At 67.4% G+C, this 13,919-nt stretch carries 11 protein-coding genes and 1 tRNA gene; 6 read left to right on the top strand and 6 right to left on the bottom strand.

Translation table 11 applies throughout. The annotated features are described in order from the left end of the window. Positions 1-30: 30 nt before the first annotated feature. From DM194_RS08775 to DM194_RS08765, 3 genes are all read right to left on the bottom strand, one after another. Positions 31-711, bottom strand: a complete 681-nt coding sequence (locus DM194_RS08775) for an LON peptidase substrate-binding domain-containing protein (RefSeq protein ID WP_176581378.1) — start codon at positions 709-711, stop codon at positions 31-33. Between the two features lie 57 nt (positions 712-768). Further along, a complete protein-coding gene (locus DM194_RS08770) occupies positions 769-1,728 on the bottom strand; it encodes a thioredoxin family protein (RefSeq protein WP_111066966.1) in 960 nt (319 codons plus the stop codon). Between the two features lie 165 nt (positions 1,729-1,893). Further along, the gene (locus tag DM194_RS08765) at positions 1,894-2,439 is read right to left on the bottom strand and encodes a prolyl-tRNA synthetase associated domain-containing protein (protein WP_111066965.1); all 546 of its coding nucleotides are present in this window, start codon (positions 2,437-2,439) and stop codon (positions 1,894-1,896) included. Positions 2,440-2,584: 145 nt separating this feature from the next. Between DM194_RS08765 and DM194_RS08760 the strand changes: the two genes are divergently transcribed. From DM194_RS08760 to DM194_RS08745, 4 genes are all read left to right on the top strand, one after another. Continuing rightward, positions 2,585-2,659, top strand: a tRNA-Gly gene (locus tag DM194_RS08760). 757 nt (positions 2,660-3,416) lie between these two features. Further along, positions 3,417-4,085, top strand: a complete 669-nt coding sequence (locus DM194_RS08755) for an RraA family protein (RefSeq protein WP_111066964.1) — start codon at positions 3,417-3,419, stop codon at positions 4,083-4,085. 71 nt (positions 4,086-4,156) lie between these two features. Continuing rightward, positions 4,157-5,101, top strand: a complete 945-nt coding sequence (locus tag DM194_RS08750; RefSeq protein ID WP_111066963.1) for an AEC family transporter — start codon at positions 4,157-4,159, stop codon at positions 5,099-5,101. Positions 5,102-5,756: 655 nt separating this feature from the next. Next, positions 5,757-7,454: a methyl-accepting chemotaxis protein gene (locus DM194_RS08745; RefSeq protein ID WP_111066962.1), complete on the top strand. Its 1,698-nt coding sequence runs from the start codon at positions 5,757-5,759 to the stop codon at positions 7,452-7,454. A 202-nt stretch (positions 7,455-7,656) separates the two neighbouring features. On the opposite strand, the gene DM194_RS08740 is transcribed toward DM194_RS08745, so the two are convergent. The 3 genes from DM194_RS08740 to DM194_RS28640 all read right to left on the bottom strand — a co-directional run bounded on the left by DM194_RS08740 (position 7,657) and on the right by DM194_RS28640 (position 10,488). Continuing rightward, positions 7,657-8,319 carry an elongation factor P hydroxylase gene (locus DM194_RS08740; protein ID WP_111066961.1) on the bottom strand — a complete coding sequence of 221 codons (663 nt, stop codon included), beginning with the start codon at positions 8,317-8,319 and terminating at the stop codon, positions 7,657-7,659. 160 nt (positions 8,320-8,479) lie between these two features. After that, positions 8,480-10,366: a methyl-accepting chemotaxis protein gene (locus tag DM194_RS08735; protein WP_246024155.1), complete on the bottom strand. Its 1,887-nt coding sequence runs from the start codon at positions 10,364-10,366 to the stop codon at positions 8,480-8,482. Next, complete coding sequence (locus DM194_RS28640) at positions 10,306-10,488, bottom strand: hypothetical protein (RefSeq protein WP_246024154.1); 183 nt, start codon at positions 10,486-10,488, stop codon at positions 10,306-10,308. Before DM194_RS28640 ends, DM194_RS08735 begins: the two co-directional genes overlap by 61 nt. Before the next feature lie 407 nt (positions 10,489-10,895). On the opposite strand from DM194_RS28640, the gene DM194_RS08730 reads away from it, so the two are divergent. Both DM194_RS08730 and DM194_RS08725 read left to right on the top strand, forming a co-directional pair. Further along, entirely contained in the window at positions 10,896-12,017 is a 1,122-nt protein-coding gene (locus DM194_RS08730; protein WP_111066960.1) for a glycosyltransferase family 2 protein, read from the top strand. Continuing rightward, positions 12,014-13,771, top strand: coding sequence for a glycosyltransferase family 39 protein (locus tag DM194_RS08725; protein ID WP_111066959.1), 1,758 nt, complete (start codon positions 12,014-12,016; stop codon positions 13,769-13,771). Before DM194_RS08730 ends, DM194_RS08725 begins: the two co-directional genes overlap by 4 nt. Positions 13,772-13,919 lie beyond the last annotated feature (148 nt).

The following is a 13,919-nucleotide window of genomic DNA, read 5'->3' as shown; positions in this document are numbered from 1 at the left end:
GTCGTGTCTCGCAGTGTTCAAGGATAAGGATCAATGCTTGGGCGGCGGACCGTCCCCGTCATGGCTGTCGAGAATGGCCATCTCGACCAGCCCGATCAAGAGCTTCCCACGCTCCGCCAGGGTCGGGGCCTCCAGCAGCGCCTGTTTCTCGCCGGGCGTGAATGGGCAGATCATGGCGAGCGAGTTGACCAGCCGCTCGTCCAGCGTCGATTCGATGGACTTCCAGTCGACCGACAGGCCCTGGACGCGGAAATAGCTCTTCAGCGCGCCGAGCAGCCGGTTGCGGTCGATATCGCCGCAGGACTCGGGGTCCAGATCGGCGCGGAAGGGGCGCCAGTCGGGAACGACCCGGCGGTAGCCATGCGCGCCCTCCACCTCCCGTCCGATTTCGAAACGGGCGACGCCGGTCAATGTGATGAGGAAGCGGCCGTCGTCGGTCTCGGCGAAGCTGGTGATGCGGCCGGCACAGCCGCAGTGATAGACCGCCGGCTCGCGCTCCCGCCCGGCGGGGTCGAGCGGCTGCACCATGCCGATCATCCGGCCGCTGCCCAGCGCGTCTTCGACCATGGCGAGGTAGCGCGGCTCGAAGATGTTCAGCGGCAACCTGGCCCGCGGCAGCAGCAGAACGCCGGCCAGCGGGAAGATGGGCATCATTCCCGGCAGCCGGCTGAAATCCGGATCGAAGGGGTTTCTGGTAGGGTTCCTGGTCATGCCAATGAGATAGAGCCCCTTCGCCGTCGGAACAGCCGTCCCGCGTCCGGAAAAGCGTCAGCTGAACATCATGGTCGACAGACGGCGGCGGGTCTTCACCGTCAGCGGGTCGGTCTGGCCGAACGCCTCGAAGAACTTGACCAGCTGCTTGCGGGCGCCGTCATCGTTCCAGGTCCGGTCGCGCTTGAAGATCTCCAGCAGCTCGTCCACCGCGGCCTCGCGCTTGCCGGCGGCGAACAGGGCCATGGCGAGGTCGAAGCGCGAGGCGTGGTCGTTCGGGTCGCGGGCGACCTTTTCCATCAGTTCCGGGATCGGGCCGGCGTTGGCGGCCTGCTCGGCCACGTCGAGGGAGGCGCGGACGTTGGCCAGCTCCTTGTCCTTGGCGATGGCTTCCGGCGCCTGGGCCAGCATCTGCTTGGCGTTCTCCAGGTCGCCGGCGGCGATCAGGCAGCGGACGATGCCGGCATAGGCCTGGGCGTTCTCCGGCTCCGCCTGCATGATCTGGCTGTAGAGGTCGAGCGCGCCCTGCAGGTCGCCGCCCTCCATCATCTCCTTGGCCTGGGCGAAGGCCTCTTCCAGCATATCGTCGGCACCGCCGCCGACGCCGGCCTGCTTGGCCAGCGCAACCAGCTTGTCGACGAAGGCCTTCACCTGCGATTCGGGCAGGGCGCCCATGAAGCCGTCGACCGGGCGGCCCTGGAAGAAGGCGTAGACCGCCGGGATCGACTGCACGCGCAGCTGCGAGGCGATCATCGGGTTGGCGTCGGTGTCGATCTTCACCAGGCGCACCGCGCCCCTGGCGGCGCGAACCACCTTCTCGATGATCGGGCCCAGCTGCTTGCAGGGGCCGCACCAGGGCGCCCAGAAATCGACGATCACCGGAACGTCGCGCGAGGCCTCGATCACGTCGGCCATGAAGGCGCGGTCGCTGCTGTCCTTGACGACGTCGGCGGCGGAGGCGGCACCGGCGGCAGGAGCGGCGGGCTTGGACCCGTTGGCGGGGGGCATGGAGAACATGGCGTGTTTCGGTCCCGTTGGTGATGCCTGGCCCAGTAGGACATCCCGGTGGGCCATGGAGTTGCCGATCCGGCCGTTGCCGGCCCGGATCGTGATCGTTGCCGACATATGTGAGCGCGCAAGGCGGCTCAAGCAAGCATTGCGTGGAAACCGCCGTTCGGCCGGTCAATCCTCCGCGCGGCCGAAATCGACAATCGCCGGTTCGTGCCCGCAGGCGCGGATGAAGCGCAGCAGGTCGTCGCGCCGGATAGCCGTGGTGCGGTCGTTCAGCAGCGGGTGGTAGTTCAGCAGGTCATGCTCCATCATCGCCTTCTGCAGGACCACGCGCACCTTGCGGTCGGTGTCGTTGACCAGGGCGAAGGGCGTGACCGATCCCGGCCGGATGCCGAGGATGCGCCACAGCCGGTCGGCCGAGGCGAAGGACAGCCGCGCCGACCCGATCGCCTTGTCCAGCCGGTTCAGGTCGACCCGCGCATCCTCCAGCGCCACCACCAGCCAATGCTGGTCCTTCTTGTCCTTGAGGAACAGGTTCTTGCAATGGCCGCCGGGCAGGGCACCGCGCAGGGCCTTGCTTTCCTCCACCGTGTGCAGCGGCGGGTGGCTGTGCGTGGTCGCCTGGATGCCGAGCGCGTCGAGCCGCGCCAGCAGTTGGTCCGGCGAGGTCGGCAGCGGCGCCGCCTGATCCGGAAGGGGAGTCGATGCGGTGTCCATGACAGCCCTTGTAGCGGGCGCGCGGAAAATCGTCCAGCCGGTGAAGAAATCTGAAACAAGGCGCTTGCATTGCGTCGGGCGATGAGTATAGTCCGCCGCACACCGCCGGACGGCAGAAACAAGCTGCCGGATGACGGTGCGGAGCGCGGGCGTAGCTCAGGGGTAGAGCACAACCTTGCCAAGGTTGGGGTCGAGGGTTCGAATCCCTTCGCCCGCTCCAGTTTTCTCCGGCCTTCCTGCCGGAGCATGCGATCTCAAAAGGCCGGACCTTCGGGTGCCGGCCTTTCGCATTTTGGCTCCCGCGTCTGCCGTCCGGTCATCTCCGCCCCAACCGCCCCTGCGCCGTGGTCCCTCCGCCTTTTCCTCCGGCCTTGGCGCCTGGCGGAGCCGGTCCGTCTGCGCGGGCTGATGGCCTATCCAGAGATTGTGCCAAGACGAACCCTCGGCATCATACAATTGTAGGCGGTTCACCGCCTCGTGAGGGGCGCGCTTCGCCGGATTCATCTAATGCCCGCAGCCTGCTCCGACAGTTGCGGAATGCCGAAGCCGGGTCGGTGATTTCCCCACAATTTCACGCTTAGGGCGCGTAATGCTTGCATTAAACCCGCAATGCGGGATCAAATTCCCTATGACATATTTGCAGATTGCCAACCTCCTTGCGTATGACGGCTTATGCGGGTACACTTCAAAATCTATATAAATGGCGTCCAAATCTCTGGGGGTTGTGCCGCTCGCTGATAATTTGCGGAAAAGCGCGTTGAAGTCCCAGGACATTCCCGCATAAGGACGCCCGGATCGCTCGATCCGTTCGCCGCTGCCGGTCGTCCGGCCGCATGGCGGACGGGTCCGCCTTATCGGGTTGGCCTCATCAGGTCGGCCGGCTTCGGGAAAGACCGGCGCGGAAACCGTCACCGCCCCCACACCCCTCTCCGAACCCGATTCCGACCCGAAGACCAGACCGAAGAAAGGACCCCGCCATGGCCATGCAACGCTATCTCGTCGACTATCGCCGGCTGTCGGCCGACGCTCTCGCCAAATGGTCGTCGGTGCCCAGCAGCGTCGCCTCCGATGCGCTGAACCGCTGCCAGAGCATGGATTCGCGGATCAAGCCGATGGTGCCGGGCATGCGCATCTGCGGTCAGGCCCGCACCGTCGTCACCATGCCCGGCGACAACAGCATGGTTCATCATGCCGTCAGCCTGGCCGATCCGGGCGACGTCGTCGTCGTGGCCGGCGGCGGTCTGGACGACGTCGCCTTGGCCGGCGAATGGGTGGTGCGCTGCTGCAAGCGCCGGGCGCTGGGCGGGCTGGTGGTCGACGGCTCCGTCCGCGACCTGCACGAAATCCGCGGACTCGGCCTGCCGGTGTTCGCCAAGGGCGCCGTCGCCCGTGGCCCGCACAAGAATTTCGGCGGCAAGATGGACGTCACGGCGGCCATCGGCGGCGTGCCGGTCAACCCCGGCGACCTGATCCTGGGGGACGAGGACGGCGTGGTGGTCGTGCCGCTGGCCTTCGCCGACGCCGCCCTGACCCAGAGCCTCGCCCTGCTGGAGCGCGAACGCAAGTGGACCGAGCAGATCGAGGCCGGCGCAACCCTGGTGGATGTGCTGGGCGTCCCGCCGCTGGAGATCGTTCCCGCCGAATGAGCGGATCGGTGTAAGGAAAGCCCCGCTCCGTCGGCCCGCCCGGCCGACCCCGCCCATACGGTGCCGCGTCCATGTCGTTGATTTTCCAGATCGTTCTGCCGATGTTCGGCCTGATCGCCCTCGGCTACTGGGCGGCACGCTACCGCGGGTTCAGCAATGCGATGGTTCAGGGGCTTTCCCGCTTCCTCGGCATCTATGCGCTGCCGGCGCTGCTGTTCTCCAACATGGTGCGTGCCGACATCCCCGACCCTCTGGAATGGGCGGTGCTGGGATCCTTCTACATCGCGGCGGTGGCGGTATTCCTGGTGGGCGGGCTGTGGATGCGGATGGCGGGCCGGCGGGAGCAGATCGCACCCATCGGCCTTGCCGGTTCCTTTTCCAACATCGCGCTTCTCGGCTCGCCCATCATCATGGAGGCCTACGGGCCGACGGTGGCGGTGCCGGTGATGCTGCTGATCGTCTTCCAGTCGCCCTTGCTGTTCACCTCGGCCACCATGCTGGCGGAGACCCAGCGGTCGGCGCGCGGCGGCCGGTCGGGGCGTCCGGTGCAGGCGACGCTGGGAGCGGCCAAGGCGACGCTGACCAGCCCGCTGGTGGTGTCGGTCATCCTCGGGCTGGCGGCCAACCTGATCCATCTGCCGATTCCGCCCATGGTGATGAAGAGCTTCACCATGCTGGCCCAGACGGTGCTTCCCTGTGCCTGCTTCACCTTGGGCGCCTCGCTGGCCCTCAGCCCGGCCTCTGGTGCGGTGCTGCCGGCGACGGTCGTGGCGCTGCTGAAGACGGGGCTGCATCCGCTGCTGACCTGGCTGCTGGCCATCCATGTCTTCGACCTGCCGCCGCTTTGGGTCGCCCCCGCCGTGACCGCCGCGGCCCTGCCCATCGGCATCAACGCCTATGTCTTCGCCGAACGCTACAACGCCGGGCGGGACGTGGTGTCGATGTCTCTGCTGATCTCCACCCTGTTGTCGCCGGTGTCGATTTCGATCGCCTTCATGGTGTCCGCCGCGGGCTAGCGGTCCGCGCCGATGCCGTCGTCGTTCGGCATATATTTGGAAAGTTCTGAACTCTACTTGAAGCCTCCTGCCGTCCGGCTGGCGGAGGACGATGCGCTCATGCCTGTCGCATGCGACGGTATGGCTGATGGCCGCACCATTGATGAGAGATTTGTTTCCTGTTAGCCTCTAATGGTATGAAGAGTGAAGCATATTGCTTGCTTCAAGGCTGTATAATGATATGTGAAAACACGGAAAAGGAGAAATTGCCGTGATTGTGGCGGCGTCCGGCCGGGTCCGCCTTGGGAAAGAGAAGAATGCCGTCCAGTTGCGCATATTATAGTATGATCCAGATATGCATGCAGGAATATGTCGGAAAATTTGAAGCCGATTGCGACAGATCAAATATTCAGGCAAAAAGTGCGCCGTTAATCATTGAAAAAGATTTTCGGGATGAGATGGCGCGGTGGCGACCGTGCCGGCGGGACGGCCGCCCCGGATGCCGACCCGGACAGGGATCTCGTTCCAACCACGTATCGCAGAGCGGTGCGGCGATGGCGGAGCGCAGGGTGGTGCCGATGGCGCCGCCCGCGCCGCGCGGCCGCCCTCCGCTCCTTCGCCCCAATGCCATGCCGGATGGTTCGCGCCCCGAACCGGCGGCCGACGCAGGTGCCCCATGACCCTCCTCAACAACTTCCACATCCCCGTCAAGATGGCCATTCCGGCGACGACGGCGATCATCGGCATGCTGGTGATCGCGCTGCTCGGCTGGTCGGCGATCACCCAGCAGTCGACGCTGCTCGACACCCTGTTCAACCGCTCCTTCACACGGGAGGCGGAGATCCAGGGGCTGACCGACACCTTGACGGTGGCCCACGCCGGCATGTACCGGACCGTGATCCTCAGCAACGCGAACGCCTCGCCCAAGGCGGTGGATGAGGAGATGAAGGCCCTCAGCGGCCAGCTCGAAAAGCTGAAGGGCCAGTCGGAAGCATTGAAGGGCGCAACCGCCGAAACCGACGAGGAAGCGAAGTATTTCGAGCGGTTCGGCAGCGACGCCGCGACCTATCTTGCAAAGGTGGGGAGTTTCCTCGACCTGCTGAAGATGGGCGTCGATCCGCTGGACTTCCTGCAGGAGGTGCAGTCGGCCTACACCCGCCTGCATGCGACCAGCCGCGACTATCTGACCTACAAGCGCAAGGTCTCCACGGACGCCTACACCCAGGTCAACGCGTCGGTCGACAACACGACACAGGCCTTCATGCTGGTGGCGGGCGGCGCGTTGCTGGTGACGGTCGGCGTGGCCCTGTTCATCGGCTTGAACATCGCCCGGCCCATCGTGCGCCTGACCGACGTGATGGAACGGCTGGCGCGCGGCAACCTGGAGGCCGACATTCCCGCCGCGGACCGCGGCGACGAGATCGGCCAGATGGCCCGCACCGTCCAGGTGTTCAAGGAGAACGCCATGCGGGTGCAGGAACTGTCGCGCGAGCAGGAGGCGATGCGCATCCGCAACGACCAGGAACGGCGTCAGGCGATGTCGGCGCTCGCCAACGACCTGGAGGCGTCGGTCAAGTCGATGATGGGCGAACTGGTGCGCTCCGCCACCTCGGTGCGCAACGAAGCCAGCTCGATGCTCGACAACGCCAAGCAGACCAGCCACCACAGCGACAGCGTCGCCCATTCCGTGCAGGAGGCGACCAGCGAGGTCGAGAGCGTGGCGGCCGGCGCCGAGCAGCTCCGCGCCTCCATCGACGAGATCACCCGCTCCATCAGCCAGTCGGCGCAGCTCGCCCGCGGCGCGGTGGAGGAGGCCGGCCGCACCGACAGCATCGTCCAGGGGCTGAGCGAGGCCAGCCGCAAGATCGAGGAGGTCGTCGGCCTGATCCAGTCGATCGCCGGCCAGACCAATCTGCTCGCGCTGAACGCCACCATCGAGGCGGCACGCGCCGGCGAGGCGGGGAAGGGCTTCGCCGTGGTGGCGCAGGAGGTGAAGAGCCTCGCCAACCAGACCGCCAAGGCGACGGAAGAGATCGGCGCTGAAATCGCCGCGGTCCAGGCGGCGACCCATGCGGCGGTCGGCGCCATCCGCGCCATCGTCGGCACCATCCGTCAGGTCGACGAATCGCTCGGCACCGTCGCCGCCGCGGTGGAGGAGCAGGACGCTGCCACCCGCGACATCAGCGCCCGGTCCCAGCGCGCCGCCGTCGACACCATGGCGGTGATGCAGGAAATGCGTCTGGTCCAGCAGGCGGCCGAAACCACCGGCCAATCCGCCGGTTCGGTCCAGAACACGACGGAAGAACTGTCGCGCAGCTTCAACCGTCTGGACCACGAGATCGAAGCCTTCATCACCCGCATCACCGCGGCGTGATGGCGGGGTCGCAAGGGTGGTGGGTTCTTGCGGAGTTGGACCCCCACCTCAGCGGACCTACGGTTCGCCTGCCGCGTCAGCACAAAGCAGAGCTTTGTGCGAGAGCTGGGCGGGGGAGGGATCGGAGCTTTGTCGGCATTCGACGGCAGTCCCTCCCCTGCGAAGCGGGAGAGGACAGGTGGGGGCAATCGTAAGCCTAGGCTTAGCCCACCAGCACGCCCTTGCGCGCATCCGCCCAGTCCCGTGCCGTCGTCGGGCGGCCGTCGGCGTCGATCAGGCCGCGGGCGAACAGTTCCTCGGCGTGGCGGATGAAGAAGGCGGCGGTGCTCGGCCGCTCCCAATGCTCCATCCAGTTCTGTTCCAGGAAGGCCAGGATCCCCGGCTGGCCCAACTCCACCTCCCACAGCACTCCCAGCAGCGAAGTCTGCTGTTCCTCATGCATGCAGTCCTCGAAGCACAAGCGCTTGTCGGCGCGGGCCTCCTTGCGGGCGGTGGTCTCGGGGCCCGGGCCAAGGCCGTAATCGATCAGCGTCCGCCGCTCCGGCGCCGCGCACAGCCAATGCGCCACCTCATGCACGATCACCGTCGCCTCGACATCGGTGCGGATCACCTTGCCGTCCCACATGAAGGAGCGGCTGGGCGGCTCGTCCAGCGTGTCGATGCCGTGGGCATGGGCCAGCCGCACCGCCTCGGCCCGGTGGGCCGGCGTGTCGACGCCGCCGCCCGGCTCGTCCTCCGGCCGAACGGGCCAGGTCGCGGCGATCCGGCGGAAGGCGGCCCGCGCCTGGGCATGGCCTTCCAGATGGGCGTCGAAGGCCGCGATGGCCTTCGGCATGTCGTCGATGGCGATGGGGGTCAGGATCATGGCGCCTATGTGCCCAAGGGGGCGTCCCGGCGCAAGGGGAATGTAGCCGGGCAATAGAGCAGGGCTGCCCGGCAGTAGAAGGGCGCCGGCAAGACCCGGTCTGTTCGGGTCGTGCCGGCGCCACAACTGTCACGGCCGTGCTGAAGTTCGGTGCCGTTTCTTACGCGGCCCGCATATCGGCCAGGAAGCGCGACACGAAGCCGCGCAGGTCGGCCGCCTCACGGTTCAGCCCGTCGGCGGCGGTCAGCACCTCGCGCGAGGCGCCGCCGGTGGATGCCGCGGCCTCCGATACGCCGGCGATGTTGCCGGACACCTGCTGGGTGCCGCGCGCGGCCTGCTGGACGTTGCGGCTGATCTCCTTGGTGGCCGCACCCTGCTCCTCCACCGCGGCGGCGATGGTGGTGGAGATGTGGTTGATCTCGGCGATGACCCGGCCGATCTCGGCGATGGCGCCGGCGGCCTGCCGGCTGATCTCCTGGATGCCGGCGATCTGGCTGCCGATCTCCTCCGTCGCCTTGGCGGTCTGGTTGGCGAGGCTCTTCACCTCCTGCGCCACCACGGCGAAGCCCTTGCCGGCCTCCCCCGCCCGTGCCGCCTCGATGGTGGCGTTCAGCGCGAGCAGATTGGTCTGGCTGGCGATGTCGGTGATCAGCTGCACCACCTCGCCGATGCGCTGGGCGGCATCGACCAGCCCCCGGACGGTGCCGTCGGTCTTCTCGGCGGTGGCGACCGCCTGCCCGGCGATGCGGGTGCTCTCGGCCACCTGCCGGCCGATCTCGGCGATGGAGGCGGTCAGCTCCTCGGTCGCGTCGGCCACCGTCTCGACGTTGCCGGTCGCGTCGAGAGAGGCGCTGGCGACCGCGTCGGCCTGCCGGGTGGTCTGCTCGGCGGTGGCGGACATGGTCTGGGCCGTCGCCTGAAGCTGCGTCGCCGCCGCCGACACCCGGCCCAGCGCCGCGAGGACCAGCCGGTCGAACTCCTGGGTCAGACGGTCGATCCGCTCGCCGCGATTGCGCTGCGCCTCATGGTCGGCCCGTTGGGCCTCGGCCAGACGATCGCTCTCGACCAGGCTTTCCTTGAAGACCTGCAGAGCCTTGGCCATGCCGCCGATCTCGTCGGCGCGGTCCAGGCCGGGGATGTCGACCCCGCGGTCGCCGCCGGCCAGCCGGGTCATCCGGTCGGTGATCGCCACCACCGGGCGCGACAGTCCGCGGCCGATCAGCAGCGCGGTCACCAGCCCCAGGACCACCGCGACCAGAGAGGCGGCGATCATCACGGTCAGCGCCCTGGTGATGAGGGCGCCGGTCTCCTCGCCCAGCTGCTTCTGATGGCCGATGCTGGCGACGGTCAGTTGCTCCGCCTGGGCGGCAACGGAGTCGCCGACGGGGGTCAGCACCTCGGCCACCAGCCGGTCGCGCTCGGTCGTCGCCTTGACCACGGCATTGAAGCCGGTGGTGTAGACGCGCAGCATCGCGGTGTAGGACATCGCCATCTTGCGGCGGTCCAGGTCGGTCAGCTTCGCCATCATCGCCCCGCCGCGGCTGGCGGCGTCGGTGAACTGCGAGCGGGTCTGGCTGGCCAGCGCAGGGGAGCCGTCGATGTTGTAGCGCGTGGCCGAAATGCGGGCCGACAGCATGTGGCGCAGGGCCATGCCCGCCAGATAGGCGGCGTCGGTGTCGCCGGCGGCGCCGGCGCTGTCCATGATGCTGTCCAGCGCGCCTTCCAGCCGGGGGCCGATCTCGTCCAGTTCGGCAATGGCCTGACTGCGCTGGGCCTGCAGCTCCATCGTCGCGGCGAAGGCTTCCCGGTACCGGGCGATCTCCTGCGCCATGTGGTCGACGGTCTGCAGCAGGGCCGGGTCGGCGAACAGGCTGCGGGCCTTGTCGATGGTCTGCGCCGCCTCGTCGGCAAGGCTGCGGACGGCGCCGCCGACCTCCGGATCGCCGGTCAGCAGGAAGCGGGTGGATTGCTGGCGCATCTCCAGCATCAGGGCCTGGATTCGCCCGGCCTCGTTGGTCTGCTGGCCGAGCCGCCGGTAGGTCTCCACCGCACCGCCGGCATGGACAGGGCCGCCACGCCGATGCCGCCGATCAGCACCAGGAACACCAGGATGCCGGCGCTGGCCGCTGTGATCTTGGAACCCACGGAAAAGCGATTGAAAAGGCTCATGGTCGAGGCCTCCGTCAGCACAGGGTCGCTGCTCAACGCTTGGTCAGGGCGACCGGAAAAGGTCAGCCTCCACGACCTGTTTCAGGAAGCGTGCCACATGCCCCGGTATGGCCGTACCGCATATTCCGGCAGCGGAAAGGGTCAGGCTGACGCAGGGGAAAGCAACGGACGGGGGCGTGGAATAAACGGACGCCATGCATGTTTGCCCGGTGCGAGGGGACGCGGGCCGCCGTCCCGCGGGCGCTTTCCCGGGCGGAAAGGCGATTTTTTATGCCGCGGCGGTCACAGGAGAGGCATTTTGAACAACCCTGGTATCGTGGTATATGACAAAGGGCGCAGCGGCCGTCCGGGGTCGGCGCCGATCCCATACTCTCCCGGTCTCTGACGCTTTGATCCGACGGCTGGCCATGTCCATTCCCGACGCGCCCATTTCCGCGGCCTCTTCGGATGCCGGCACCGCTTCCGCACGCCGTCCGGGCGCAAGTCCCGGCGAAGCCCAACCATCCGCCGATCGCCTATGCCGCCCGCGGCGCGGACGATTGTCGGTCGTCATCCCCTTCTATAACGAAGGAGCCAACATCGACGCCCTGTTCGCCCGCCTCACCCCGGTGCTGGACGGGCTGGAGATGGATTGGGAGGTGGTCTGCGTCAACGACGGCAGCCGCGACGACACCGTCGACCGGCTGCTGGACGTCCATGACCGCAACCCCAGGGTGAAGGTGGTCGACCTGTCGCGCAATTTCGGCAAGGAACTGGCGCTGTCAGCCGGGCTCAGCCACGCCACCGGCGACGCCGTGGTGCCGATGGACGCCGACCTCCAGCATCCGCCGGAACTGCTGCCGGCCTTCATCGCCAAGTGGCGCGAGGGGTACGACGTGGTCGTCGCCGTGCGGCACGCCCGGATCGGGCAGAGCCTGAAGCATCGGCTGTTCGCCAAGCTGTTCTACTGGATTTTCGACCATCTGTCGGAGATCAAGCTTCCGCGCGAGGTCGGCGATTTCCGCCTGATGGACCGCCGCGTGGTCGAGGTGATCAACCGGATGCCGGAGCGCACGCGCTTCATGAAGGGCATCTTCGCCTGGGTCGGCTTCCGTCAGGCCGCCATCCCCTATGAACAGGGGGAGCGCGCCGGCGGTGACACCAAATGGGGCTTCGTCAAGCTGCTGCGCCTGTCCTTCGACGGACTGACCGCCTTCTCTACCTTCCCCCTGCGGGTCTGGAGCCTGGTGGGCATGGCCGTGTCGGGCGTGGCCTTCGTCTATATCCTGATCCGCTTGGTCCGCACGCTGTTCTACGGCATCGACGTGCCCGGCTATGAATCGCTGCTGGTCGCGGTGCTGTTCCTGGGCGGCATCCAGCTGATCACGCTGGGCATCATCGGCGATTATCTGGGCCGCGTCTTTGCCGAGGTGAAGGGCAGGCCGCTGTTCATCGTGCGCTCCGCCCACGGCTTCGCCACGGCGGACGATCAGCACGGGCACGGGTTCGATCCGGTCGACAACCCGGCTGGGCAGGAGCGGCAGCGATGAGCATCGAGACCCGCCTGCGCACCGGCGACGAAGACGCCGGTGACGGGGTGCCTGCCGACCGGCGTCCCGCCGGAACCGCCCCGCCATCCTCCGGCCCCGGCACCGCCGCTGCCGCCGGCCTCGCGCTGCCCCGCAGCGAGGCGGCGCTGTGGGACGGGCTGTCGCGCGCCCTGCTGCTGGGGCTGCTGATCCTCGCCGCCCTGACCTTCCTCAGCTACGGCATCAGCACGGACGAGGAGGTGCAGCACATCTACGGCAAGAAGCTGCTGTCCTACTACACCAGCTTCTTCCAGGACCGCTCCGCCTTCCATTTCAAGGATCTGGCCTATTACGGCGGCCTGTTCGACCTCGTCACCGCCGTCATCGTGCCCTTTTCCCCCTTCGAGGAATACGAGACGCGGCATCTGCTCTGCGCGCTGGTCGGCGTGCTGGGCATTGCCGGGACATGGCGGTACACCCGGCTGCTGGCCGGGCCGCGCGCCGGTTTCATCGCCGCGGCGCTGCTGTCGCTGACCGGCGTCTATTACGGTGCGATGTTCAACAACACCAAGGACGTGCCGTTCGCGGCCGGCATGGTGTGGACGCTCTATTTCGCCACCCGCATCCTCAAGCAGATGCCGCGGCCCAGCCGCAGCGCGGTGCTGAAGTTCGGGCTCGTGCTGGGCCTGACGCTGGCGATCCGCGTCGGCGGGGTGCTGGCCGGTTTCTATCTCGCTGTCGCCATGGCTCTGCATTTCGCGTTGGTGACCCGGCAGGAGGGGCATCGCTGGGCGCTTGCCGATGCGCGGCGCGCCTTCCTGTCCTTGTGGCCGGCGATTCCCGTCGCCTATGCGATCATGGCCGTGTTCTGGCCGTGGGTGGTGCAGAGGCCGTTGCGCAATCCCCTGGAGGCGCTGCGCGTCGTCTCGCATTTCCCCATCGACATCCAGACCCTGTTCATGGGCGAGCTTGTCCATTCCAACGACCCGCCCGCCCTGTACCTGCCCGTCTATCTGGCGGTGAAGCTGCCGGAAGCGGTGGTGATCGGCGCCGCTGCGGCGGTGGTGCTGGCCGGGGTCTGGCTGGCCCGCGGCGGCTGGCGGCGGGCCGGAGCCTTCACGCTGGTGCGCTACACCCCGCTGGCGCTGGCAGGATTCCTGCCGATCCTGCTGTTCATCCTGATGCGGCCGTCGGTCTACAACGGCATCCGCCATTTCCTGTTCCTGGTGCCGCCTTTCGTGGTGATGGCCGCCATTGCCGCCGACCGGCTGTGGACGCTGTGCCAGCGCGGCGGACGGGCGCTGGGGCAGGGCTTCGCCGCTGCGATGACCGTGGTCGCGGTGGTGTACGCGTGGCAGCTGGGCGCCATGCATCCGAACCAGTACGTGTACTACAACCAGTTCGTCGGAGGCGTACGGGGTGCCGACGGCAAGTTCGAGCTGGATTACTGGGGCAATTCCCTGCACGAGGCGCTGCAGGAACTGATCGAATATGTCGAGCGTGAGAATGACGGCCGCCCGCCGCCGCGGCAGTACACCCTGACCGTCTGCGGCAACACGCTGGCGGTGCGGTTCGAACTGCCGCCTTGGCTGCGTCTGGTCAACGGGATCGAACCGGATTGGCGCAAGGCCGACTTCTTCCTGGCCTTCACCCAGGTGAAACGCTGCCCGTCGCTGCTGGACGGCCACCCGATCCTGGAGATCGCGGCCGACGACGTGCCGCTGTCCATCGTCAAGGACCGCCGTCCGCCCAAGGCCGAGGTTCCAACCGAGTGACCGTCAAACCGAATGACCAACTGAAGTGACCGGTTGAGACGGCGCGGCCGGCCGGGGAGTACCCCCGACCGCCCTGCCGCCGTCTTTCGCCGGATCGCCCTTCGCGGCCCTGTCCGCCCGCCGGACCTCCTCCCACTCTCCGAACCTG

The organism is Azospirillum ramasamyi (assembly GCF_003233655.1).
Lineage (GTDB): Bacteria > Pseudomonadota > Alphaproteobacteria > Azospirillales > Azospirillaceae > Azospirillum > Azospirillum ramasamyi.
This window is presented reverse-complemented; position numbering and strand designations above follow the sequence as displayed.

Excerpts from the sequence above, each read along its gene's own strand:
- DM194_RS08775 (WP_176581378.1), bottom strand. The coding sequence starts at position 711 with ATGACCAGGAACCCTACCAGAAACCCCTTCGATCCGGATTTCAGCCGG.
- DM194_RS08770 (WP_111066966.1), bottom strand. The coding sequence starts at position 1,728 with ATGTTCTCCATGCCCCCCGCCAACGGGTCCAAGCCCGCCGCTCCTGCC.
- DM194_RS08765 (WP_111066965.1), bottom strand. The coding sequence starts at position 2,439 with ATGGACACCGCATCGACTCCCCTTCCGGATCAGGCGGCGCCGCTGCCG.
- DM194_RS08755 (WP_111066964.1), top strand. The coding sequence starts at position 3,417 with ATGGCCATGCAACGCTATCTCGTCGACTATCGCCGGCTGTCGGCCGAC.
- DM194_RS08750 (WP_111066963.1), top strand. The coding sequence starts at position 4,157 with ATGTCGTTGATTTTCCAGATCGTTCTGCCGATGTTCGGCCTGATCGCC.
- DM194_RS08745 (WP_111066962.1), top strand. The coding sequence starts at position 5,757 with ATGACCCTCCTCAACAACTTCCACATCCCCGTCAAGATGGCCATTCCG.
- DM194_RS08740 (WP_111066961.1), bottom strand. The coding sequence starts at position 8,319 with ATGATCCTGACCCCCATCGCCATCGACGACATGCCGAAGGCCATCGCG.
- DM194_RS28640 (WP_246024154.1), bottom strand. The coding sequence starts at position 10,488 with ATGAGCCTTTTCAATCGCTTTTCCGTGGGTTCCAAGATCACAGCGGCC.
- DM194_RS08730 (WP_111066960.1), top strand. The coding sequence starts at position 10,896 with ATGTCCATTCCCGACGCGCCCATTTCCGCGGCCTCTTCGGATGCCGGC.
- DM194_RS08725 (WP_111066959.1), top strand. The coding sequence starts at position 12,014 with ATGAGCATCGAGACCCGCCTGCGCACCGGCGACGAAGACGCCGGTGAC.